Raw genomic sequence first — 24,286 nt, 5'->3', positions numbered from 1 at the left:
AAGACACATGCGTATTGTTGAAGATCAACTTAGTATCTTGCAACCCATGATTTCCTCCGAGTCAGTCAGTCAGATGGAGTTATTAAAGGTTGAGAAAGAACTGGAAGATCTGAAAGGGAAGATTATCGAAGTCAGTAACAATTATATGCAAGATGCGTACACCGAACTGACTCAAAAAAAGGCAGAACTCAATGCTCTGAACGAGTCATTGGTTCAACGACAGGATCAACTGACACGCACACAAATTACTTCACCTGTTAAAGGAATGGTAAATGATATTTTGGTAACCACTCGCGGAGGAGTGGTACAGCCCGGAGAAGCAATTCTATACATATTACCTATTGACGAGCAATTGCTGATCGAAGCTAAAATAGCTCCCAAGGACATCGCATTTTTAGCACCAGGAATGAAAGCTAAAGTCAAAATTACCGCGTATGATTTCTCTATTTACGGTGATCTCGAAGGCGAAGTGGTTCAAATCAGTGCTGATACCATTGAGGAAGAAACAGCGCAGGGCAAAGAATATTTCTATCAGATCCTCATTGCTACACAAGGCAATAACTTAGTCAAAAATGGTAAGAGCTACCCTATTCGTCCCGGCATGATTGCGAAAGTCGATGTGTTAGGAGGTAAGCGTACAGTATTAAGTTACTTATTAAATCCGCTCTTAAAAGCTAAACTAAACTAATCAACCTGAATTTGGTTTTAGAAATTGAACTAAATGTCAGCTCCAACCTTTTACGACGTGGTTTAATGGATTCGACTACTCCAGTTAAGAGCTAATCAACTTAACTGGAGGATCTCCACCTAGATATTGATGTTCCAGGGCAATAAGCGTTCAATGTCTCTGCCTCAGACTAAAAAAGCTCGTAAAGGAAATGCATGATGTAATCAAATGGCGTTAAGTCGTTGGACTTCGCAGTTTCAATTTCGCAGTTTCAATGATGCTGTATAGGTCACACACGCTATTGCGCCGCGCAAGGTTTAATTAAACACCCAGTTATTATTACAGCCAGTAATAAATGGTTTACTATCTTTAAAATAAGAGAGAAAACAACAGTAACCTTTAGCTGCCTTTCATCATAGTCGTTTGCAATATTTGATGTAATTGATAATGCATATCGTGTAGTTTGACTTTTAAAGCAAACTTCTACTTTGTTAAAGAAAATAAAAACCTTACAGCCTAAATTAGCTGAGCATTGCCACACTTTTAAACCTTAAAGTTGCACAACGCTCCCAATATAAAGTAACTTTAGCCTTTAGCTTCTTATGTCTAACGCTTTTTATTAAAACTTTATTCGTTAATCACTACCAAACAAATCACGTGTATAAACTTTCTCTGCAATATCGCTGAGCTCGTCAACCATACGGTTTGAAACCACCACATCAGATATTTGCTTAAATTCGTTAAAGTCTTTAATTACCCGAGAATGGTAAAACTCACCTTCATCAAGTACTGGCTCATATACCACAACTTCAATGCCTTTCGCTTTAATACGCTTCATAATACCTTGAATGGATGAGGCTCTAAAGTTATCAGAACCAGACTTCATCACTAATCGGTATATACCTACCGTTTTTGGGTTACGCTTAATGATCGAATCAGCAATAAAGTCTTTACGCGTGGTGTTTGCATCAACAATGGCGCCAATAATATTATTAGGCACATTTGCATAATTTGCACGCAGTTGCTTAGTGTCTTTTGGTAAGCAATAACCGCCATAACCAAAAGATGGGTTGTTATAATGACTACCAATACGCGGGTCTAAACTAACTCCCTGTATAATTTGTTTGGAGTTTAAGCCATTGATCTGAACCAATAGTTTTGGACACCTCATTAAGTGAGTAAACTAACTCATAGAGGTGAAACATGACAACTAAGACCAAACGTAAATCCTATTCAGAAGAATTCAAAGAAGAAGCACTAAAGCTGGCGAGTAAAGTAGGTTTTGCTCAAGCTGCCAGAGAATTAAGTGTCGCAGAGTCCCAGCTTTACTATTGGCGAACTGCTGCTCTGAAAAAGGCATCTACATCAGATAGAGAAAGTACGTTAGCTACCGAGAATGCTCGTTTGAAACGCCAACTAGCGGTGCAAGCAGAGGAGCTAGACATATTAAAAAAAGCCGCCACCTACTTCGCGAAAAATCAAAAATAACACGATTTGAATTTATGCAAAGCTACCGAAGCACATTCAGCGTTATCAGAATGGCTAAGGTACTTTGTGTATCGCCAAGTGGGTTTTATGCATGGATAAAATCATGTGAGCACGTGTGTAAGCGCAAACAACAACAGCAAATGTTAGATACTCAGGTCAAAGCCGTATTTGTTGACAGTAAAGAGCGAGACGGTGCGAGACGTATCCAAGTCGAGCTGGCGGAGCAAGGGAATAAACATGATGTAAAAACCATCAACAGAAGCATGGGACGTCAGGGTTTAGTAGCTAAAGCAGCTCGTAAATTCAAGTCGACCACCGACAGTAAACACAATTTACCTGTGGCCCCTAATTTACTTGAGCAGAACTTTACCGCCGATAAGCCCAACCAAAAATGGGCAGGTGATATCACGTATCTAATGACCAGCGAAGGATGGCTTTACCTCGCTGTGATTATCGACCTGTACTCGCGCTCAGTGATTGGTTGGTCAATGAGTACACGCATGACATCATCTTTGGTGTGTGACGCCCTGCAAATGGCTATCTGGCGCCGAGGTAGACCTAAAGATGTCATTGTACATAGTGATAGAGGCAGCCAATATGCTTCCCATGCTTATCGTGATTTATTAAGCGAACATCATTTAATGCAAAGTATGAGTCGTAAAGGCAACTGCTGGGATAATGCGTGTGTGGAAAGCTTCTTCCATTCACTCAAGGTCGAAGCCATCCAATATGAGCCTATTATGAACCGAGAAACCATGAGGCAGCATGTATTTGAATATATAGAAATTGATTACAACAAAAAGAGAAGGCATAGTGCGTTAGGCTATTTAAGCCCCGAGAAATTTGAACAACTAAATGTCGCTTAACGAAGTGTCCACTAATGATGGTTCAGATCATTACCTCTATAGGTAAATGTTTTGTCTGTATATATTTGATATTTTACAGAGCCTAAGGTGATAATTATTAGCCAACCTATAGCGCCAATTAAGGTATAACGAGATAAACGTTTTAATTTAATACGCCAAATTGAATTTGGGTTTGATTTAGTAAGCTGACGGATGAACATCCAAAGAACAAAACAAGCAAGAATAACAATCTTTATCATTGATACGTCCATGTTAAAGTGTATGGTGGATAGGCTAAGGCTTTATTATAAATAACTACGCCAAACACAATGTAAATATAATTAACCTAACTAAACTACCACTAAAACTTCAATAAGACTATATTGTATATCGTTATTAGCCGTCAGTTAGCACCAAAAAGATCCTCAGAATTAGTACTAATTGTATTAAAACTTGGGTGAGATGCGAGAGTATTCATGGTTATAGGCCATGTAAGCAGCGCTATAACGACACATATATATAACCTGATCCTTAAACATTGAATGGCCTATATACAACAGTACCTCCATTGGGGATTAAACATAAAATAAAGAGGCTGGATATTAGTTTAAAATTCGATCACCTAAAGGACAGTATAGGCATTGATGCGGTTGTGTAGTAACAGGTCTAATTGCACGTTCACGAAATTCTGATGTATAGCGATTTGATTTTTTCATAGTTCCAGTTTCTCAAGCTATTGTGTCTCTGGCAAACACGGGGCAATTCAGTTCGAATACGTGAACCTTTAAACCAGCCCAATTACTTCCTTTCCGTTTCAATACAAGTCAATATTTCTGGTTATTTCACACTGGATGTAACCTAACCACCTACTTAACATAATAATAGCTATCGTAAATTGGGGTTTACGAGAGCTATTTTATAAGTTATCAGTGCTATTTATAGCTTCAGATAAAAGGTTTGAAAAGCTTAAGAGGTATAGAAGCCTGGAAAAGTGTGGAAATTCAAAGTTCGTTCAGATGAATGGGTACTAATATTTTTAGACTATCTAAAATTTACGGAGAAAAGGCAGATAGTAACAAACCGGTTTTACCTCAAATACACTGAACTAAGTTAAGTGATATGAGTGTTGACCATCTTATATTTATGCTCCAATCTTTCGTAGGTACTAATTAGTAAACTATTAACTAGTTGTGAAAATACAGATTTAATTTACGCAAAAGTTATCAAGCTTTTTAAAAGCCAAACTTCAGTAATACTAAAGCGGGATCTAAAAATCTAAAAATTAGACTAACGCTAATGTTGAAAAAATATTATAGCTGTTATAAGTTACATACGTCGCTAAGGTGAAAACTATCTTCAACGACAAAAACCTTTTTACTTTGGTAAAGAATTCGCTTCGGCGAAAGAGAACCATTATCGCAAAGGCGATAAAAAATCTTTTTGCTTCTGCAAATAAAAAGTCGCTTCGGCGATAACCCCCTTTTTGCTTCGGCAAATAAAAAGTCGCTTCGGCGATAAAACCCCTTTGGCTATTTAGCCAACTAACCGCTAGTTCAACTGAACTAGCAAAGTAGGTTTAAACCAGCCTACCTAACCACACAACCAATAAGCATTTTTGTTAATTTGCCTATAGGTCTCTTTTTTGTGTCCAAAATTTATCAAAACAAAATTGCATAAGTATATTTTCAATAACTTAGCATTTTTGACTGCGATTTTTTATATGGGACACGAAACCTAAAAATCACTAACCAATTGAAATAAAAAACTTACAAAAATTAAAAATTTAAAATTCAAAGAGACATTTATTTTAATAAAGCAAAAAACGAACAACCCCTAAGTCATTGAAAATATGCTTCATTGATGGCTTTTAAACGAACATTGTTTTTTATAAAAAATATTTTTATCGCCTGATCTTTTTCAGGTGCTAAAAAAGGGGTCTCTAATCTGAGACACATTAAAAATTCCTTTACTATTTATTTTATTCACATTTTAGCTATTGAGTCATTTTAATACGTGAGGATGTTAAGTTTAGTTCGCCAAATAAGTATACCTACAAAGCAGGAGTTAATCGCCGCTGTAGCAAAAAAAGCGCGTTACCATAATTAAACATAATTAAACATAAATAAATGAATAAATTCATTTATAAAAAATGCCGGAGGTTTTTACAAAACGCGAATGGTTTATTCGCCCTAAATAAGTAGGCCTAAATAGCCAGACTTAATAGTCAAAACAAAAATGGTAAAGGGTTACCATAAATTAAACATGAATACGTTAATTAAATAGAGTGAGCTATATGCACTATAAGCAAAAAAAGATTCAGTTAACCAAAGCAAAATTACAAGGTCATCCACGATTAAGGGAGCTGACTAAAAATGATGTCGTAAATTTAAAAGTAAACCAGTGCATTGGTAAGTTACCCATTAAGGTCATACAAATGTCATTAGATTTACATCCTTTAAAGTGCACTTTTTCTATTTTTAGTAAAGCTCAGAGCAATATTAATTAATAACAAAATGAACATATCGATAATCGTAAAATTAAATTATATAGGGAGCTATTGTTGTGCCAAAGATTAAAAAACTACCGTTAAACGCGCTTGAATTGCAACAGCACCCAACGCTGACTGCTTTGGTATCAGACGAGAAATTTACGCAGAAAAAACTACCCGACATCCAGTTTCTTTCAATTGAACAGCTTCAATGTTTGCTTGATTCTAGCCCTATACCTGTCTTGAAGAGTAAAAAAGAAGGACAGTATATAGCATTAATTATTATGCCTCTGATCAAAATTATTCTCAGTCATAATGCAGCATTTAAGTTAATAGCATCACTCATTATTTATGATGAAGCTGAGCCAATAATTTCTACCCTTGAGCTAATAAAGCCGGCACTACTTGCACCTGAATTCAGATCTTTACTGCAGCAATTACACGGTCGGCATAATAACGCTAAGTCACTTAATTTAGCTGTACCCAGTAAAAAACAGCTTAGTCATTTAGCTCAAGTATCTCCGTCAAGCATTAGAGGTGATAAATGTATCTGATAAAAACCGAATTCATTAACCGAATTTTATGAATAAAGACCATGCGATTTATTCATGTTTTTAAGCGTCACTAGTGTGCTGAGGTAAACCTACTATTTAGCTTTAAAGTTAACCGACTCCAATAACGAACAACTAAACGAGAAGTGTATAAATGATGAGTAATGAAGCCATTAAATCAAAAGAAAGATATAAAAATAGTGGAGCCCCATTTCCCAATGCTAGGCATTATGCTCTTAAGTTATTGGCAGCTGTAATAAGATTAAAAAAACTATATAAACCATCATCAAGTACAAAAGTAACAGCATACGATCGCGCACTTTTTAACTTCTTATACCTATGGCTGTCTGATGCTCTCACGTCATGTAGATCAATCAAAGATATTCCAGATATCACCATTGTTAGCGGTAATAGCCCTTGCCAACAACACAGTTTAAGGAGTGTCCGTAGAAATAACCCTTCATGGGTAGAATATGCTATTGCTTACCCAACTAAAGGCGGTATTAACTGGCAATGGCAACCTATTCCAAATGGTTTAAATCACTGGTTCTCTGATGCAATAACTAAAACGCTTCAAGCTAATAATTGTTGGGTGATGAGCCAGGAAGAGAAAGAAATATTCTTACGTTTTATTAATGATAAATGGCGCACTCCTTCTGTATTAAAAGGAAAATACCTAGTTCGTAAGGATGTTTTGTTTAATTACTTCAAAAAAATGGTTCAATGCGATCCCAGCCTAACAACACCAGCAAAAGCAGTTTTACTTGGAGTTGATAACTTACATCATTCTAGTGCTTTTCATTATCAAAGACGCAGCAGTGACCAAATAAGATCTGATATTTTTATTGCCCAAACATATTACTTAGATCGACTATCGCAAGCTATCTATGAGCCTGAGCTATTAAAGCTGTTTAGCGCTGCAAAGCCTATTTTGCATAACGACTCTCAAATCATTCGCTATACGAGCAAACAACAAGACTACCTCTGTACATCAGGGAAAATACCTTCATTACACTATGATATATCGACAGCAAAACGAAACTATATAAACACCCCGCCTATTTTTATAGGTTCAATACGATATGTAAATGTTGATTCAGTACGTCGCTTTTTTCACGAACTTCACTTGCAAGGTCAAAAGCTTGAGCAAAGTAAACATACGCTAGAAAGTTTACTGAAGCTGTATAACTTTAGAGTATATGAACTTGCACTATTATATATTGCATTAACAAGCGCACGTCCAACACACGAAATTACATTTAAAAAAGAATATTGCTTCGATAAACACTCTGCCATCATTTTTGATAAAGGTCGTTATCGTACTATTTGGTTATGTGACTATTTTCGTCTTGCATTATTACGCTACGAGCTTTTACTGCAAAACTTGCAACGTCATTCATCTACTACTTTTGATTCTCCATTAATGTGGTTTTTGATTGATGAAAATTTGGCGGTAAAGCCATTATCAGCAAAAATTTTACGACCGTTTATGGCTAAGTGGTGGTCAAAAGCTAATCCTGGGGAAGTAAAAATAGTACCTTATCATCTACGACACTTTTTTTCCCAGCATGCATTAGCATCGTTATCTCCTACGCTCACGTCGCAAGATATAAGCCGACTTATGGGGCATGCAAATTATGGAGAACAGCTAGGAAGCGATGAGCTATTTCCTGTCGTACTAAACAAATTTGGCTCCTTTTTAAATAAAATCCCTGAGTTTTTAAATTTAGCTGAGATAAAAGGAGTAAATCATGGCTAAAAAACCACTAACGGCTCAGACTATTATTACCTATCGTGAAGAACTCGGTATGGAGTGCGAGGAAACTAGCAAGCTTCAGTCGGTATGCGATCTAATTAACTCTTTGAATATTAATGAACGGGCATTATCAAAAGAACAGCTCAACGAAATTAATAAGCAAATTAAAAGTATTCCCACAGGTAAACAACGAGTGTTATTAAGCGCACTTGATCAAGTTTTATTTTATTTAAAAGAAATATGTAATTGGCAGCTACCAGAAGTAAAAGAGCAAGCTTTTACGGATGAGTCAACGAAGTGGTTGCTTAGTATTCATAAGAAAAATCTACTAGCAAGTCAATGTTTTTCCCGATATGAGTCACAACGTGAATCTTTTATAGTTAAGCGATGGCATGACTTAGGTTGGGTATTGCTTGTGTTGAACTTTGAAGTGGCACCGCTGCATTTATCGTACTGGCAAAGAATATTATCAACACCTACCTGTATTGAGTTTTTCGAAGGGCAATTTACACTCAAAGTGTCACACCCTAAACCTATTACTTCATATGCAGATAACAGCAACACGAGCTTCACACGTTACCCACTACCAGCTTTCCCTTTAAGGGTTTTACAAAACTTTTATAAATATCTCCCTGAAAAGGCGTTAACAACAAAATCATTATCGGATGCTATTAATCGGTGGGTAGATACTGAGCCATATTATTTCGCTGCAATGGGCCCCGCAGAATGGCTGCGTATGTTCCAATCATTCTGGCATCACCACTATGCTGTGCCACCAAAATTATTACGTGACTTAAGTGATCCTATGCGTCATGTATCGCCACTTGAATCCACAAAATCTTATACTATTGATACGGCAAAAGAAAAATTATTATTCATCCCCCCGTTGAATAAAGCGGTTATTGGGGCAGAAAAAAAAGCACTCGCCGATGCATGGCCTCATAAAAAACTTATTAAATACCATAAGCTATCATCCAAAAAAAACTCTATAAGGCCTACTGCGCCAGATTGGGATCCTGACAATGTAATACCAAAACTGTTTTTTCACTTTACTGATGAACTATTTAATGAAGGTGGGGTTCACAAAAAAATACTCCCTCCTCAAAGTATCGACCGCTATACAAACTTTTATAAAAACTTAAACCCATTAAGCTTTGACGATGCCTCCAACCCGGAAACATTGCATAGTTGGGCACATAAAGAGTTCGAACGTTTAGATGCAAAAACAACACCGTGGCATTTATATAATTTCCTTCGCAGTGCAGCACATCAAGAGATCACTGATGAGTTAGATCTAGAACAATTCGAGCGCCCTGAGCTGCCTTCTCTTGTTGATCCATTTTGCTTAAATGTGTCTCAGATAAACAGCACCGTAGAGCTATTACTTTCTTCAAAAAATGGGCATGCCATGCAACGACTATTTGCTAGCATAGCAGTCATCTTAGGGTATTACGGAGCTATGCGAAGAGGCGAAATTTTAAGGTTATGCCTAGGTGACATTACGAACATAAACTCACAAAAAAATCAGCTTTTTAGTATCGTTATAAGGAATACGCCAGAGGGGACGACTAAAAATAAAAAGACGAGAATAATTACTGTATTTATGCCAGAGCCAGCAGCCAAACTTATACGAATATTATTAAAAATCAAAACAGGCTGTGATGAAACGAAACCTTTACTTGGTTTTGAACACGAATCTATAGGCTTGCGCTCAAGCTATTATATCTACCCTGCAACTCAAGCATTAAAAGCACTATTCGGCCCTAAAGTACGCTTCCATCATTTGCGTCATGGTGGTGCGGAATTACTTTACTTACAGGGATTACATCTCGCTTATCAGCGTCAAGGATGTCACTTATCAAATATCCTTCAAGATGAAGCTACAGAGGCAATGCTATCTAAAGAAAGCTGTTTAGCGCGTTTTGATTTTTGGTTAGAAGGCCGACCATTTGACAAAATGAATGCCGGACTATTATTAGACGTTATAGCAAAACAGCTGGGACACTCCAGCTACGCAACGACTCGTCGTCATTACCTTCATGGCATGGAAAAAACAATTGCATTACTCAAACCTGCATGTCGCCAATACTCACGAGCAGAGCTTCGCTATATCATTGATATCCCTGTAGGTTCAAATGATATTTCGCGTATTTTAAACTCACTTAGTCAAGAGTACTCATTACTGAGCAATAAGGATAAAAAGCAGTTCCAGCCTGAGTTAGCAGAGAGCCAAATTATAAATAAACTGAAATTGAATACCCTCATGGGAGGTAAGAGCAGCACGACCAATAAACAGCATTCTACATTTAATAAATGTGATTTTACACCTCTCTGGGTTAGCTCCTTACCTGAAGATTTTATCGATAAAAATACAAATACGTTTTATTACTTTTGTAAAAAGGTATTTACTGCGCTGAATAAAGAAATCTTAGACTTTAAAACAGCTAATATTCAATGGCGTCAATTAGCAAAAGGACAATATCTAAACTTTACCTCTAAAGAGCTAACAGCGCTTAAAACATTGGGTAAACCTAAAGTAATTCTTCACACACCAAAGGATAAATCAAATATCGAAACCCTTGATATTCAATTTTCGTGTAAATGCAACCAAAAGACATTGCAAGCTTTTAAAACCCTTTGCCACAGAGGGTCATTAAAGCATTACACGGCTACTTTTTTACTAATCCAAAATAGAAAAAGCCTTAACAGCAACAAATTAAATATGGTTAAGCACCAATTTTTACGTAAAGCCGATAATTTTAACTGGCGTAAAACGCCTTATGGAAATACTCAATTAATTATCACACTGAAAACACTCATTCCTTCTACATTGCTAGCGCAAACGTTGGAACAATACTTTTTAAACATAACCTTAAAATAAGGATAACTAATAATGGCAAAAATAGTTGTTAAACCAAAAGAGCAAACTTCGATAAATGATTTTTTAAAGAGCGTAATAAAATTAGATGCTGAAGCTCGGATTTCATTTATTATCGATGATAAAACATGCAAAATAATTATGGGGGCAGGTGATAGCATGCAAATAATCAGTCTAGATGTTGAAGAAGATTGGTTATTAAAAAATGGACAGTGGAGTTTATCCGCAAGTAGCTTTAAGCAGTGTTTGTGTCTCCATTCACAACAGACCAATATTGAAGTCGATATTGAGTATACCTCCAAAAGCCCCTACCCACACGTTGACACCCTAACAAAAGGCGAATCACGTATATATATTCTGGCTAAAGAGATAGTGGCAGAACACCTTGATTTTTTAATGTTTGTTGAACAAGCAAAGAAGCTAACAATACCAACAGCCTCAGCAATAGAAATGGCCAATATCGCAAATTCATATACGCCTTACGATTCATTTGAAACGAATAAAGCAGAATCGAAAATTCGTATCGAACGTGACAACAAAATCATTCCATTTGATGTTCCTGAAGGGTTTACACCAAAATTTGACTTATTATTGAATAAGGATGGCGTTGAAAACTTAAAAAATCTCGCTCTATCAACTAAATCCGAAACTGTGACTATATATACTGATGATGAGCGGGCGGTATTTAGTGATGGTAATAACGTAATATCCAACTCGTTACTTTCTTTACGTGATTATACTAGGGCGTGTTGATCTTTGTGGTATGAAAAACAAACAGCATGAAGATAAGGTATAATTGAATTCGCCAGAAAACTTTACACCGAACCTACATGCCAAGATTAATGTTAACAGACGGGACATGGAATGTCTTATCAAAAGTAATGTACTTAAGTGGTCGAATTTATAATAAGCCCAACCATAGAAAAACGCTCGAAGGCATACTGTATAAGATGCGCACAGGTATTCCATGGCGAGATTTACCTTCTGATTTTGGCCGTTGGAGTGCTATCTACAGACGGTTTAATTTATGGTCCAAAAAAGGGATTTTGAATGAACTGTTTCGCGCATTATCTCGTGATGCGGACATGGATTGGGTCTTCATTGATGGCAGTATTGTCAGGGCTCATCAACATAGTTGCGGTGCAAGAACTGCTGACAATGAATCAATTGGAAAGAGCCGAGGTGGAAATTCTACGAAAATTCATCTTGCAGTCGATAGCGGAGGGTTGCCTGTTTATTATGAATTATCCTGTGGGAATACGCATGATATCGTCCATGCAGAGTCACTCGTAGCTAATTGCCCAACAAGTAATATGGTTGTCGCAGATAAAGGCTACGACAGTGAAAAACTGAGAGCGTTTGTTCGTGATAATAACGCTACACCCGTTATTCCACGTAAGGGCAACAGTTTAGTAGGCAATGAAGATATTGACTGGTGCATGTACAAATATCGGCACTTGGTTGAGAATGCATTTGGCCGTATTAAGCAATATAGAGGGATAGCCACGCGGTATGAAAAGCTTGAACGAAATTATCATTCAATGCTCGCTTTAGCATTTACTATGATGTGGCTACCAATGTGGGCTGATTGATATATGTACTACAAAGATCAACAGCCCCTAATAAAAAAGAAATAAACTACGTCGTTGAGCAAAAGCTTGTTATCAGTATCTATACCTTAAAAAATGAAATTAAAATCTACCGTAGTATGGACATGGTAAAAAAAGCAAACGAAGCACTATTGTACATAGACAGTAATTGCGTAATGTTAGCTGGGTTAACTGAAGAAACTGGTGGTAATTGTTTTTTATCCACACAGCATATCAATGAAACATCGCCTATGATTTACCGCATTAACTTAAGTACACTTTCAAAAGTGAAAATTAATGACATCACAACAGCTATTCAAATCAAGTTGCAAATGTTACTAGATGAAGATGGAAAACGTAGTCTCGGTTTTTATAGCGATACAGACTCAGTCAATCCATATCAATGTATTGATGATATTGAACTTGCACCTGAAAAAATGAACAAGGTAATAGAAGCTAAAAAAGCATTGGAGAAAAAACTGGGGATCAGTGGAGAGGATTTCGGTGACCCACAACTTGATGCTCTAGGGTTTGATGATGTTTAAATTATCTGCTACTGCGTTTGTGCTAAGCAAGATATCACGACAAACTCGAAACTCAACAATAAAACACTGGACAAATAGACAGTACTTGCTATATTTTAATAGTGAAATTCTAATCAGTTGCGCGATTTCGTACTTAGTGTATGGTATTGGTGTAACTGAAGATAAAATAAGCAGTTGGGGTAAAGAGGCGGCAACCTCCCTACCCCGTACCGGCTGCGCTGACTTTAACTCGACCCAGCCGATGATCCAATTCTAACGAATTCCATCGGTGAGGGATAGATCTATTTATAGATCCATTAACTGATGGAGGCCTTTATGGCTCACATTCGCATTCGCCCCAATGGGCGTATTCAATTTGATTTACACATTTATGGGCAGCGCTTTCGTGAAGGCACTAAGCTCATGGCAACCCCTGTTAATATTAAAAAAGCCAATGCAACGCTTAAAAAAATCAATGCTGAAATTGATTTAGAAACTTTTCAATACCGTGATTATTTTCCTGAAAGTAAAAAGGTCGCTAAGTTTGAAGCTTTGCAACGCGCTAAAGATCCCGATCGTCTTTATCCGTTTTTTAACGATTACGCGAATGAATGGTTCGATCGTCAAAAAGCAAAATGGAAAAGTAGTTATCAAAGCGTGGTACGTAATACGCTCGACCGTTACCTTATTCCTGAATTTGGCAATATATTAGTTAATGAGATCAAGTTGGCTAATGTGGACTATTTTCGCGAAAGCTTAATGGTGTGCGATACCAAAGGGGCCCGTAAACTTTCTAATAAACGCATTAACGGTATTTTATGGCCGTTTGTGGCTATTTTAAGTTTAGCCGCCGAAGAGCATGACTTTACTTACCCATTACGCCGCTATAAAACCTTAAAAGAAGAACGCGCTAATTCACTGCCACTAACCGCAGATGAAGTACAACGCTTTTTAGAATGTACTCCTACACAATGGCGCGATTATTTTACGGTGCGATTTTGGACTGGTATGCGTAGCTGTGAAATACATGGCCTGCGCTGGGAGGATGTGGATTTTAATCATCGCCTCATTCGTATTCGTCACAATTGGGTAAATGGTGAACTCGGGGATGTAAAAACACCTAAATCGCGCCGCGACTTAAAGATGTGTAATACACTCTTTTCGCTATTTAAACGCTTACAAAAACAAACAACCAGTGAATTTGTGTTTACTCACAAAGGCAAACCGCTTGATACCCACTTTGTAAGCACTCAACTGTGGTACCCCACACTTAATAAAGCGGGCCTTGCACGCCGCCGCCCTTACGAAACACGCCATACCGCTGCTGTACTGCATATCGCTGCGCATGAAAACCCACTGTACATTTCGCACATGCTGGGCCACAGCGACACACGTTTATTGTTTGACGTATACGCACCCTATGTTGCCAATGCGTCAAGGCAAGATGGCTTTGCGTTTAATGAAATGATGATTGAACGCGGGATTGCATAAAGCACACACAGTTAATGGCTATGCGTTTGATTGCTTAACGCCAAACAAACGCATCCCACACCTATACCATTTAATACTAATACCGCGCTTATGCGCATTTAATTTACTACTAACCCAAAAGAGGTTACTTATGATTTGCAAACAATGCCCAGGTAATACGTTGGCGTACCAATCAACTAAAGAGTTTGAGATAGATTTAAACGTAGCTCAAACTGCGTTTGCTAAGCTAATGGATATGCCATTAAAGCAGCTCAACAAAAGCCAATGGTATGATGAATTTAGTAACAGGATGATGTTTCAACCTATTATTGGTTTGTTTAAACAGTACGAGTGCACCATTCCTTACTCTGCCTCTAGCCATAAGCGGGCGTGTCAAAAACACATTACACAATTTTTAGGGTATACCAAAAAGCCATCAAAGCCGCGTCGGCGAATGTTGAGCTATTTATCTCAGTATATTACTAAAGAGGGCAATATTACGCTGTGCCCTTGTGCCTTAATAGCGCAAAAAACAAACCATGCAGTGCAGCTTCAAACAACGTTACAGCATAAATTAGATAACATACTTGATAATAGAAGAGTCGCAGATCAAAACTTATTATCGTTAACTGTTGAAGTGAATTATGTTCACTCAAAACGCGATTATCGCTATACCTTAATCGCTGAATTTTCAGAGGCAAGAAATAAAATTGAAAAGCGCATAGCCGAAACATCCACTAAGTTACTCAAATATGCAAAAAATATACAGGCGGTGTCTTATGATCTTGAAGACATGAACACACCTCAAAAAATTAAAACATTTAAAGCAAGCGTGAAAAAAGAGCTACAAAAATTTAGTGATGCAGCGCATGTTACTGATATTAAGGTATACACATCTGATTATGTTCCTGAGTATCAACGTCCTGACTTTAAAAACTATTTTAAACAAAAAGATAAGTACATCATTGATATTGTCATTGCCGATTACTTTATAGCACGCACAACATTGTCTTCACTTAGAAAAAGACAAGACGGTGGAAAGGTGTGTGACATGATAAGCAGTGATGCAAAATTATTAACGACTTATACCGAATTTCAAATAAGTTTAAACTATACCCTATATGGTCGGTACAGGTAGAGCGTGGTGAAAAAGAAAGCACAGGTAAGCAACGCATTCATGCTCACATTACATACACTAATGGTGAAACTATTAAGCGACAATTACGGTGGCCGGTCTAGCGACAATTATCTTGGCCGGTTGATCTGATAAGGTTCGGTACAGCAGAACGGAGGAGTTCACTGTGCCGGGAACACGAATCACTGATCAGCAGGTCACTATTTATATGAAACATAGAAAACGTAATAGCCAAGTTATCGCGGCTGCGAAAGCAGGTATTTCAGAACGTTCAGCAAGGCGCATTGATAAACTGGATGAGCAGCCATTGTCTAATAAACGCCAATGGCGAACGCGTATAGATCCACTTGAGTCTATCTGGGACAGTATTGTTGTCCCTCTACTTCAAGGTGATGCAACGTTAACTCCGGTGGGAATTTTTGATCACCTTTGCGAGTTTCACACCGACAAATTTAACCCTAGCTCACGGCGTACATTAGAGCGTCGAATTCATAAATGGCGGGCACTGTATGGCTCAAGTAAAGAGGTCGTATTCCTGCAAACACACGAGTATGGCCTATTAGGTATGTGTGATTTTACACATGTGAAGTCACCCGTTACCATTGCTAGTGAACCCTTAAAGCATATGTTGTTTCATTATCGTATGCCCGCCAGTGGCTGGGCTTACGCCCAAGTGATCTACGGCGGTGAAAGCTTTGCTGCTTTTTCTGATGGCGTGCAAAACGCATTTAAAGCAGCCGGCGGTGTGCCTAAAGAAGTGCGTACAGACAGTCTGAGTGCCGCCTATCGTAATCACACTAATGATAACGATTTTACAGAGCGCTTTAATGAATTAGTCACCCATTATGGCTTTAAAGCGACCCGCAATAACCGCGGTATTGCGCATGAAAATGGGGCTATTGAGAGCCCTCATGGGCATCTTAAATCGCAACTGGAGCAAGCATTAAAAATCCGTGGTAGTTATGACTTTCAGACAAGAGAAGTCTATGAATCGTTTGTTGCCGACATTGTAGCTCGCCGTAATCGCCGTGTAAGTGATAAATACGCAGTAGAGCAGCGACAATTACATGCTTTACCACGGACGATGAGCGTCAATTACACCGAGCATTATCTAACGGTGTCACGTACGAGTACTATTTCATTGAAACGTGTTACCTATAGCGTCCCGTCACGCCTTATTGGTAGCCGATTACTGGTTCGTTTATATGACAACCGTTTAGAGCTGCACTATGGCAGCGATTTAGTTCAAACGTTAGCGCGTGTCTATGCTTCTAAAGGATGCCGTGCACGTAATATTAGTTACTTGCATGTTATTGACGCACTGGTTAAAAAACCATTGGCATTTCGCTACTCACAACTACGTGACGACTTACTTCCAAGCGACAATTACAAAGCTATTTGGGAATACGTTAATGCCCACCTTTTAGCGGATGAAGCGAGCTATTACATGGTAAAACTGCTCCATTTAGCAAAACAAAGTGGGTGCGAACGTCAATTAGGACGATTTGTAGCAGCGTCAATTACTCAGCGACAATTACCGGCCATCCGAGAATGTGAAGCGCAATTTTTAGTGATTGCATCAAACATACCCACAATAACAATAAAGCAACACAGCTTGAGCGCTTATAGCAGCATGATACCGGGAGGTCTACATGGATAACTTCACGGCCTCGTTACCTTTAATGCTGAAACAATTAAAGCTTAGCACCATGCTTCAACAGTGGAATACCCTGGGCAAAAAAGCGATAGAAGAACAATGGAGCCCACAGCAATACTTATCTGAGCTGTGCCATATTGAACTTGCGACACGCGATGATAAACGCCTTCAGCGGCTTTTAAAAGATGCAAAATTGCCCGTGGGTAAACACCTTAGCAGCTTCGACTTTACCCTTGTTGATGGGGTTAGTAAGCCCCTTGTTGCTGATTTAATAAATCAGCCGGATTGGTTGAAGCACGGTGGCAATATATTGCTATTTGGCGCCAGTGGTCTTGGTAAAACGCATATCGCCAGTAGTATCGGTTATGGCCTTATCGAGCAGGGCCATAAAGTTAAGTTTGTTGCCGCGTCAGCGATTGTTCAACAACTCCAGCAAGCAAAGCGACATTTACGCTTGCAAGACGAACTTGTAAAGCTCGATAAATACAGCTTATTAATCGTTGATGACGTTGGTTACGTACGAAAAACGGAACAGGAAACGAGCGTGCTGTTTGAATTGATAGCCCATCGCTATGAGCGACACAGCATGATCATCACATCAAACAAATCATTCGAACAATGGGATGAACTATTTGATGATTCAACGATGACTGTAGCGGCAATAGATCGCTTGGTTCATCATGCAACGATTATTCATTGCGAAGGTGAAAGTTACCGACGCAAAACAGCGCTCAATAAGAGCAAATAAAATTCGGTGTCAACCGGCCAAGATAATTGACGCGGAACCGGCCAAGTTAATTGACGCTAGATAAACTAAGACCAAACGTAAATCCTATTCAGAAGAATTCAAAGAAGAAGCACTAAAGCTGGCGAGTAAAGTAGGTTTTGCTCAAGCTGCCAGAGAATTAAGTGTCGCAGAGTCCCAGCTTTACTATTGGCGAACTGCTGCTCTGAAAAAGGCATCTACATCAGATAGAGAAAGTACGTTAGCTACCGAGAATGCTCGTTTGAAACGCCAACTAGCGGTGCAAGCAGAGGAGCTAGACATATTAAAAAAAGCCGCCACCTACTTCGCGAAAAATCAAAAATAACACGATTTGAATTTATGCAAAGCTACCGAAGCACATTCAGCGTTATCAGAATGGCTAAGGTACTTTGTGTATCGCCAAGTGGGTTTTATGCATGGATAAAATCATGTGAGCACGTGTGTAAGCGCAAACAACAACAGCAAATGTTAGATACTCAGGTCAAAGCCGTATTTGTTGACAGTAAAGAGCGAGACGGTGCGAGACGTATCCAAGTCGAGCTGGCGGAGCAAGGGAATAAACATGATGTAAAAACCATCAACAGAAGCATGGGACGTCAGGGTTTAGTAGCTAAAGCAGCTCGTAAATTCAAGTCGACCACCGACAGTAAACACAATTTACCTGTGGCCCCTAATTTACTTGAGCAGAACTTTACCGCCGATAAGCCCAACCAAAAATGGGCAGGTGATATCACGTATCTAATGACCAGCGAAGGATGGCTTTACCTCGCTGTGATTATCGACCTGTACTCGCGCTCAGTGATTGGTTGGTCAATGAGTACACGCATGACATCATCTTTGGTGTGTGACGCCCTGCAAATGGCTATCTGGCGCCGAGGTAGACCTAAAGATGTCATTGTACATAGTGATAGAGGCAGCCAATATGCTTCCCATGCTTATCGTGATTTATTAAGCGAACATCATTTAATGCAAAGTATGAGTCGTAAAGGCAACTGCTGGGATAATGCGTGTGTGGAAAGCTTCTTCCATTCACTCAAGGTCGAAGCCATCCAATATGAGCCTATTATGAACCGAGAAACCATGAGGCAGCATGTATTTGAATATATAGAAATTGATTACAACAAAAAGAGAAGGCATAGTGCGTTAGGCTATTTAAGCCCCGAGAAATTTGAACAACTAAATGTCGCTTAACGAAGTGTCCACTAATGATGGTTCAGATCATATATCTAAGCTGAACATTTTTAATTTTTTTTAAGTAATGTTTGAGTAAAACAACATCATCAAAAAAAAAAAAGAAAAAGACCGAGCTCAAATTAGGCTCGGTCTTTTTTAACGTTTAGTTATAACGTCTATTTTTTTATATCTTAATCTAAGCTTTATTATTTGTTATAAAAATCTTTATACCAAGTAATAAACTCGGCAACACCTTTTTTAATACCAACTTTTGGCTTGTAACCTGTTGCAGCAAATAAGTCTTGGGTATCAGCATAGGTTTGGTATACATCGCCGGGCTGCATTTCACGGAAGTTTTTCTTGGCTTCTATACCCAGCTCATCTTCAATTGCTTTCACAAAATCCATCAAGCTAATAGGTGAGCCATGGCCTATGTTATATACAGCGTAAGGTGCAGAGCTGGAAGCCGGCGTGTCTTGCTCTACAGTCCATTGTTCATCACGACCCGGTACGACATCAGCGATACGTACTACGCCTTCAACAATGTCATCTACGTGGGTAAAGTCACGCCACATATCACCATTGTTATTAATATCAATGGTGTCGCCATCTAATATCTTTTTAGTAAAGATAAACGGTGCCATATCTGGACGGCCCCACGAGCCATACACGGTAAAGAAGCGCAAGCCAGTTGTTGGAATATCGTATAAATGCGAGTAGCTGTGCGACATCAACTCATTGGCTTTTTTAGTCGCTGCATACAAAGAAACAGGATGATCAACTGAGTCAGAAGTCTCAAAAGGAACTTTAGCATTTAGGCCATACACAGAGCTCGATGATGCATAAACTAGGTGCTTCACTTTTGTTTGGCGACAGCCTTCAAGAATATTAAGATGGCCCACTAAGTTAGAATCAGCGTAAGCATGTGGGTTTTCAATTGAATAACGCACACCAGCCTGTGCCGCAAGATGAATGACACGGTCAAATTGCTCTTGCTCAAATAAACTTGCCATTGCTGGGCGGTCTGCTAAATCAACCTTTTTGCATTCGAACAACTCATGCTTAATGCGATCAAGGCGCGCAAGCTTAAGGTTAACGTCATAGTAATCATTTAAGTTATCAATACCGACTACTTGGTGCCCTGCAGCAGTAAGTTTCTCCACAACCGCGCTACCAATGAAGCCAGCTGCGCCTGTTACTAAATATTTCATAATATTCCTTTATATGTAAAAGGGTAAAGAGGTATCGAACGTCAAAGCAATAAAAACTAGTTACTAGCGAAGAGGCATTTAATTACGTAATAAGCTATGACTGATACATAAAACTGTATATCCAATTTATATAGCTAAGTAACTAATTAGTCACTACCAAATAAGTCGCGCGTATATACTTTATCTGCAATATCATTCAGCTCTTCTACCATACGGTTAGATACCACTACATCTGATATTAGCTTAAATTCGTTTAAGTCTTTAATTACGCGTGAGTGATAAAACTCATTTTCTTCAAGTACTGGTTCGTAAACTACTACCTCAATACCTTTAGCTTTAATACGCTTCATAATGCCTTGGATGGCAGAAGCCCTAAAGTTATCAGACCCTGTTTTCATTACTAAGCGGTACACTCCTACAACTTTAGGGCTACGTTTAATAATTGAATCGGCTATAAAGTCTTTACGTGTTGTATTGGCATCTACAATAGCGCCAATAATATTATTTGGTACGTCAGCATAATTTGCGCGTAATTGCTTAGTATCTTTTGGTAAACAATAACCGCCATAACCAAACGAAGGGTTGTTATAATGGTTACCTATACGCGGATCTAAACTAACACCTTGTATAATTTGTTTACTGTTTAAACCATGCGCTTCAGCGTAACTGTCAAGCTCATTAAAGTAAGCCACACGCATCGCAAGATATGTATTAGAAAAGAGCTTAATCGCTTCAGCTTCTGTTGAATCAGTAAGGAGTACTTCAATGTCTTCTTTTATAGCGCCTTGCTTGAGTAAGTTAGCAAATACTTCTGCACGCTCACTTTGCTCGCCAACAACAATTCGTGATGGATATAAGTTATCGTGTAAAGCTTTACCTTCGCGTAAAAACTCTGGTGAGAATATTAAGTTATCTACACCTAAGTCTGTTTTTATATTCTGAGTAAAGCCAACCGGAACTGTCGATTTAATTACTAAAACCGCAGTTGGGTTATACGCTGCAGCATCTTTAATAACTGCTTCAACCGAGTTGGTATTAAAGTAGTTATTTTCTACATCATAATCAGTCGGGGTCGCAATAATTACAAAGTCTGCATTTTTATACGCTGAAACCTTATCTGTAGTTGCTGTAAAATTTAAATCACTACGAGTTAAAAAATCACTAATTTCGGTATCAACTATTGGTGATTTTTTATCATTCAACAGCGCTATTTTTTGTTCATCTATATCTAATGCAACCACTTCATTGTGTTGTGCTAGCAACATAGCGTTAGAAAGGCCTACGTAGCCTGTACCTACTACGGCAATTTTCATATTAATCCTTTAAGATTAGTCAATAATTAATAAAATGATTCTACCAGAGTTATAAATTAGGCTCTAGGCAAAAAGGCTCAAGCCAAAATGTAACATCGAATGATATTACTCGACGGCCTCAGAGCTTTACCAAAGCTGTGCTTTTTAAAGTGGGTGAATATCCTGATAAACACGTTCTTTGTAGATTCGAATTTACTGCGCATTTAAGTAATTTATCTTGATAAAAGCGAGGTATAAAACCTCATCTACAATACACACCCAGTAGGTGCGAATTTACTTCGCGCTCAAGTAATTTATTTACCTTTATAAAAGCGAAGCATAATACCTCATTCACAATACACACCCTGTAGGTGCGAATTTACTTCGCGCTCATGTAACTTAACTTTGCCGAAAGCGGAGCTTAAAACCTCGCCTACAATATATTCACCCAGTAGGTACAAATTTATTTCGCACTCATATAGCTTTACTTACTCGCAGAATATTGTTTTTCTGGTAAGTCTAATTTACGTCTAAAAAAGTTTATAATTTTGCAGTAGTTAATTAGTACAAGTAAGTAACCTGTAAATACAACTAAAAAACTATAAAACATTAAAAATTCTGGAATTACGAAAATTTCACCTATTACACCAATCCCTGCAAACACTGATGCAACTAAACATATTAAAATAAGGGTTTGTGTTGGGCTGCAACCTAAGCGTTGACATATATGATGTAAATGCTCACGATCAGGCTTAAATGGTGATTTACCTTGTTTAACTCGACGTATCATTATTGCTGTCATATCCATTAATGGCACTGCAATTAACCATAAAGCAGTAACAGGGCGGATCATTGCATTACCCGGTGTTTGACTAGCTCCTATGAGGAGCCAAATGACAGTAAAACCAATCATCATACTGCCAGCATCTCCCATAAATACTTTTCGTTTATGGCCAATCAATCCGAGGTTCATAATAATATATGGCACCATGCAAATAACGAGCAATAAACATAAATAACTTAAGCTCTGCTCACCTACTAAGCTAAGTAAAATACCCAAACTAGCAAACGTAACTATCGAAAGTCCACCTAACAAACCATCTATACCATCAACCATATTAAATGCGTTAATACAACCTATTACAGCAAATATAGTTATAATCCCCCCAACATAGCCAAGCTCTATATTCCCAAAACCAAACATATCCCCTAGAGTATGCAAGTGCACACCTGAATAATGAATCATCGCAAACGAAATAAGTGCTTGAACACCCATACGTATTTTTACACTTAAATCGAACCGGTCGTCCAGTGCTCCAACAATTGTTAAAGCACATATACATAACATAAATAAATTGGCGTGATTGATCATACCTGGGTGAGTATAAATATAATTTACTATATTTATGCAAATAGCTACCCCACCAACTAATGGGATATTACCCGTATGCATTTTTCGGCCTGAAGGTTTATCTACCAATCCTACTTTACGTGCAACTTTTCGCATCAAAAACAATATTGCAAACGCAATAAAAAAGGTAAGAAGTAAATCTATAAACATGTTTCATCCTGAGCAGATAGTACTTACGCCATTCCGTTAAGTATTTTATTGTATCGCTATTTACACACTAAAAAATGTATAAACAAATAATCTCAAGCCTCGTTTAAAAGCTGTTTAACAGCCACAAGGTATTTATTTATAACAATTTTTTCGTCAAATTCAGTTTCAATTTTGTGGCGACTGTTAACACCAAATTTAAGGCGCTCAGAGTGAGGCATAATAATTATTTTATTTAAGGCGTCAGTTAAACTTTCGGTACTTCGAGGTTCGCAAATAAAACCATTAAACCCATCATCAACAGTTTCCCTGCAACCTACATTATCTGTTGTTACTATAGGCTTACCCATAGCGCCAGCCTCAAGTAACGATTTAGGAACCCCCTCACGATAATACGAAGGCAATACCATACAATCTACTTGTGCTATTTCGGCTTCAACATTGTCACTTGTACCAAGGTAATTAACTACCCCTTCAGCTGCCCATGCATTCATTTGTGCTTTAGACACTGCTGAAGGGTTATCAACATCTAAAAAGCCCAGCAGTCTAAACTCAACAGCATCACCATATTGCTTTTTTAAAGCGCGGGCGGCTTCTACATATTGCCCTATTCCTTTATCAAAAAGCATACGGGCTATCAATAAAAAACGAGTTACACCATCGTCAGGCGCCGGAGATACCGTAAAGCGCGATAAGTCAGCCCCCGACCCAGGAAGGCGATCACTCATAACCCCTTGTGCAATTTTATGTTGCTTAAACAGCGCTCTGTCATCTTCATTTTGGAAAAAAATAAAATCAGCTTGGTTTTGGCTGTATTTATATAACACTCTCGCAATTTTAGACGCGACGCTTTCATTAATAAACAATGCCCCTAAGCCAGCAATGTTATTAAGTGTTTTAACACCAGCACACTTAGCAGCAAGCGTGCTATAAATATTGTTTTTAGGGGTAAAGTTTAAAGTAACACAGGGTTTATGCTGTTTATATAGTTTATAAAAAGCATAAAACGTAACAATATCGTTTACGGGGTTAGTGCCGCCACTATCAATTTTTACAGGCAGGTACGTTGCCCCTAAATCGGTTAGCTTTTGTGAGTAGTCATCAACAGGGGCAATAGCAATAACCCTATAGCCTTGCTCTAAAAGCGCTAAAATTGTGTTTTTTCTAAAGTTGTATAAATACCAGCTGGTATTTGCTGTTATTGCGATACTTTTCAAAGGGCCTCCTGGGCATTATTT

18 protein-coding genes and 1 pseudogene are annotated in these 24,286 nt (G+C 38.3%); 13 read left to right on the top strand and 6 right to left on the bottom strand.

Going from position 1 to position 24,286, the window contains the following annotated elements; translation table 11 throughout:
- Nucleotides 1–7 precede the first annotated feature (7 nt).
- Complete coding sequence (locus tag ACT3S9_RS01900) at nucleotides 8–688, top strand: HlyD family efflux transporter periplasmic adaptor subunit (protein ID WP_444750702.1); 681 nt, start codon at nucleotides 8–10, stop codon at nucleotides 686–688.
- A 613-nt stretch (nucleotides 689–1,301) separates the two neighbouring features.
- Here the strand turns inward: ACT3S9_RS01900 and ACT3S9_RS01895 are convergent.
- Nucleotides 1,302–1,814: pseudogene (locus tag ACT3S9_RS01895) on the bottom strand (UDP binding domain-containing protein); the annotation flags it as partial.
- A gap of 56 nt (nucleotides 1,815–1,870) precedes the next feature.
- Between ACT3S9_RS01895 and ACT3S9_RS01890 the strand changes: the two are divergent.
- A protein-coding gene (locus ACT3S9_RS01890; protein ID WP_086957897.1) for an IS3 family transposase occupies nucleotides 1,871–3,021 on the top strand; the annotation gives its coding sequence in 2 pieces (ribosomal slippage) (nucleotides 1,871–2,126 and nucleotides 2,126–3,021; 1,152 coding nt in all).
- Nucleotides 3,022–3,032: 11 nt separating this feature from the next.
- Here ACT3S9_RS01890 and ACT3S9_RS01885 read toward each other — a convergent pair.
- Nucleotides 3,033–3,260 carry a hypothetical protein gene (locus tag ACT3S9_RS01885; protein ID WP_444750701.1) on the bottom strand — a complete coding sequence of 76 codons (228 nt, stop codon included), beginning with the start codon at nucleotides 3,258–3,260 and terminating at the stop codon, nucleotides 3,033–3,035.
- A gap of 2,302 nt (nucleotides 3,261–5,562) precedes the next feature.
- Here ACT3S9_RS01885 and ACT3S9_RS01880 point away from each other — a divergent pair.
- The 11 genes from ACT3S9_RS01880 (at nucleotide 5,563) to ACT3S9_RS01830 (ending at nucleotide 19,005) form a co-directional block, all read left to right on the top strand.
- Nucleotides 5,563–6,042 (top strand): hypothetical protein, encoded by a 480-nt coding sequence (locus ACT3S9_RS01880; protein ID WP_444750700.1) that lies wholly within the window; start codon nucleotides 5,563–5,565, stop codon nucleotides 6,040–6,042.
- 151 nt (nucleotides 6,043–6,193) lie between these two features.
- Entirely contained in the window at nucleotides 6,194–7,798 is a 1,605-nt protein-coding gene (locus ACT3S9_RS01875) for a hypothetical protein (protein ID WP_444750699.1), read from the top strand.
- Nucleotides 7,791–10,676 (top strand): hypothetical protein, encoded by a 2,886-nt coding sequence (locus ACT3S9_RS01870; RefSeq protein ID WP_444750698.1) that lies wholly within the window; start codon nucleotides 7,791–7,793, stop codon nucleotides 10,674–10,676. Before ACT3S9_RS01875 ends, ACT3S9_RS01870 begins: the two co-directional genes overlap by 8 nt.
- 12 nt (nucleotides 10,677–10,688) lie before the next feature.
- Nucleotides 10,689–11,426, top strand: coding sequence for a hypothetical protein (locus ACT3S9_RS01865; protein ID WP_444750697.1), 738 nt, complete (start codon nucleotides 10,689–10,691; stop codon nucleotides 11,424–11,426).
- A gap of 77 nt (nucleotides 11,427–11,503) precedes the next feature.
- Nucleotides 11,504–12,265: an IS5 family transposase gene (locus ACT3S9_RS01860; RefSeq protein WP_089367531.1), complete on the top strand. Its 762-nt coding sequence runs from the start codon at nucleotides 11,504–11,506 to the stop codon at nucleotides 12,263–12,265.
- Nucleotides 12,262–12,807 (top strand): hypothetical protein, encoded by a 546-nt coding sequence (locus tag ACT3S9_RS01855; protein WP_444750696.1) that lies wholly within the window; start codon nucleotides 12,262–12,264, stop codon nucleotides 12,805–12,807. Before ACT3S9_RS01860 ends, ACT3S9_RS01855 begins: the two co-directional genes overlap by 4 nt.
- A gap of 315 nt (nucleotides 12,808–13,122) precedes the next feature.
- The gene (locus ACT3S9_RS01850) at nucleotides 13,123–14,277 is read left to right on the top strand and encodes a tyrosine-type recombinase/integrase (RefSeq protein ID WP_444750695.1); all 1,155 of its coding nucleotides are present in this window, start codon (nucleotides 13,123–13,125) and stop codon (nucleotides 14,275–14,277) included.
- Between the two features lie 130 nt (nucleotides 14,278–14,407).
- Nucleotides 14,408–15,394: a hypothetical protein gene (locus ACT3S9_RS01845; protein WP_444750694.1), complete on the top strand. Its 987-nt coding sequence runs from the start codon at nucleotides 14,408–14,410 to the stop codon at nucleotides 15,392–15,394.
- Nucleotides 15,395–15,557: 163 nt separating this feature from the next.
- Nucleotides 15,558–17,051, top strand: a complete 1,494-nt coding sequence (gene istA / locus ACT3S9_RS01840) for an IS21 family transposase (RefSeq protein WP_443490040.1) — start codon at nucleotides 15,558–15,560, stop codon at nucleotides 17,049–17,051.
- On the top strand, nucleotides 17,044–17,796 hold the full coding sequence (gene istB, locus ACT3S9_RS01835; protein WP_208835222.1) for an IS21-like element helper ATPase IstB: 753 nt from the start codon (nucleotides 17,044–17,046) through the stop codon (nucleotides 17,794–17,796). The genes istA and istB overlap by 8 nt, the downstream gene beginning before the upstream one ends.
- A 118-nt stretch (nucleotides 17,797–17,914) precedes the next feature.
- Nucleotides 17,915–19,005 (top strand): IS3 family transposase gene (locus ACT3S9_RS01830; RefSeq protein ID WP_444751098.1). Its coding sequence is split into 2 segments (ribosomal slippage): nucleotides 17,915–18,107 and nucleotides 18,107–19,005, totalling 1,092 coding nucleotides; the frame shifts between segments, so codons are not numbered across the junction.
- 188 nt (nucleotides 19,006–19,193) lie between these two features.
- Here the strand turns inward: ACT3S9_RS01830 and ACT3S9_RS01825 are convergent.
- The 4 genes from ACT3S9_RS01825 to ACT3S9_RS01810 form a co-directional block, all read right to left on the bottom strand.
- Nucleotides 19,194–20,198, bottom strand: coding sequence for an NAD-dependent epimerase (locus ACT3S9_RS01825; protein WP_444750693.1), 1,005 nt, complete (start codon nucleotides 20,196–20,198; stop codon nucleotides 19,194–19,196).
- A gap of 146 nt (nucleotides 20,199–20,344) precedes the next feature.
- Nucleotides 20,345–21,511, bottom strand: coding sequence for a nucleotide sugar dehydrogenase (locus ACT3S9_RS01820; RefSeq protein WP_444750692.1), 1,167 nt, complete (start codon nucleotides 21,509–21,511; stop codon nucleotides 20,345–20,347).
- 463 nt (nucleotides 21,512–21,974) lie between these two features.
- Nucleotides 21,975–23,051, bottom strand: coding sequence for a UDP-N-acetylglucosamine--undecaprenyl-phosphate N-acetylglucosaminephosphotransferase (gene wecA / locus ACT3S9_RS01815; RefSeq protein ID WP_444750691.1), 1,077 nt, complete (start codon nucleotides 23,049–23,051; stop codon nucleotides 21,975–21,977).
- Nucleotides 23,052–23,143: 92 nt separating this feature from the next.
- Nucleotides 23,144–24,265 (bottom strand): glycosyltransferase family 4 protein, encoded by a 1,122-nt coding sequence (locus tag ACT3S9_RS01810; RefSeq protein ID WP_444750690.1) that lies wholly within the window; start codon nucleotides 24,263–24,265, stop codon nucleotides 23,144–23,146.
- Nucleotides 24,266–24,286 lie beyond the last annotated feature (21 nt).

This window comes from Pseudoalteromonas sp. AOP31-A2-14 (assembly GCF_052378035.1).
Lineage (GTDB): Bacteria > Pseudomonadota > Gammaproteobacteria > Enterobacterales > Alteromonadaceae > Pseudoalteromonas.
The sequence above is the reverse complement of the archived record's forward strand: the minus strand, read 5'-3'. Positions and strand labels throughout refer to the sequence as shown.

Bases quoted from the DNA above. Each gene is read 5' to 3' on its own strand.
- ACT3S9_RS01900 (WP_444750702.1), top strand. From the start codon at position 8: ATGCGTATTGTTGAAGATCAACTTAGTATCTTGCAACCCATGATTTCC.
- ACT3S9_RS01885 (WP_444750701.1), bottom strand. From the start codon at position 3,260: ATGATAAAGATTGTTATTCTTGCTTGTTTTGTTCTTTGGATGTTCATC.
- ACT3S9_RS01875 (WP_444750699.1), top strand. From the start codon at position 6,194: ATGATGAGTAATGAAGCCATTAAATCAAAAGAAAGATATAAAAATAGT.
- ACT3S9_RS01870 (WP_444750698.1), top strand. From the start codon at position 7,791: ATGGCTAAAAAACCACTAACGGCTCAGACTATTATTACCTATCGTGAA.
- ACT3S9_RS01865 (WP_444750697.1), top strand. From the start codon at position 10,689: ATGGCAAAAATAGTTGTTAAACCAAAAGAGCAAACTTCGATAAATGAT.
- ACT3S9_RS01860 (WP_089367531.1), top strand. From the start codon at position 11,504: ATGCCAAGATTAATGTTAACAGACGGGACATGGAATGTCTTATCAAAA.
- ACT3S9_RS01850 (WP_444750695.1), top strand. From the start codon at position 13,123: ATGGCTCACATTCGCATTCGCCCCAATGGGCGTATTCAATTTGATTTA.
- ACT3S9_RS01845 (WP_444750694.1), top strand. From the start codon at position 14,408: ATGATTTGCAAACAATGCCCAGGTAATACGTTGGCGTACCAATCAACT.
- istB (WP_208835222.1), top strand. From the start codon at position 17,044: ATGGATAACTTCACGGCCTCGTTACCTTTAATGCTGAAACAATTAAAG.
- ACT3S9_RS01825 (WP_444750693.1), bottom strand. From the start codon at position 20,198: ATGAAATATTTAGTAACAGGCGCAGCTGGCTTCATTGGTAGCGCGGTT.
- ACT3S9_RS01820 (WP_444750692.1), bottom strand. From the start codon at position 21,511: ATGAAAATTGCCGTAGTAGGTACAGGCTACGTAGGCCTTTCTAACGCT.
- wecA (WP_444750691.1), bottom strand. From the start codon at position 23,051: ATGTTTATAGATTTACTTCTTACCTTTTTTATTGCGTTTGCAATATTG.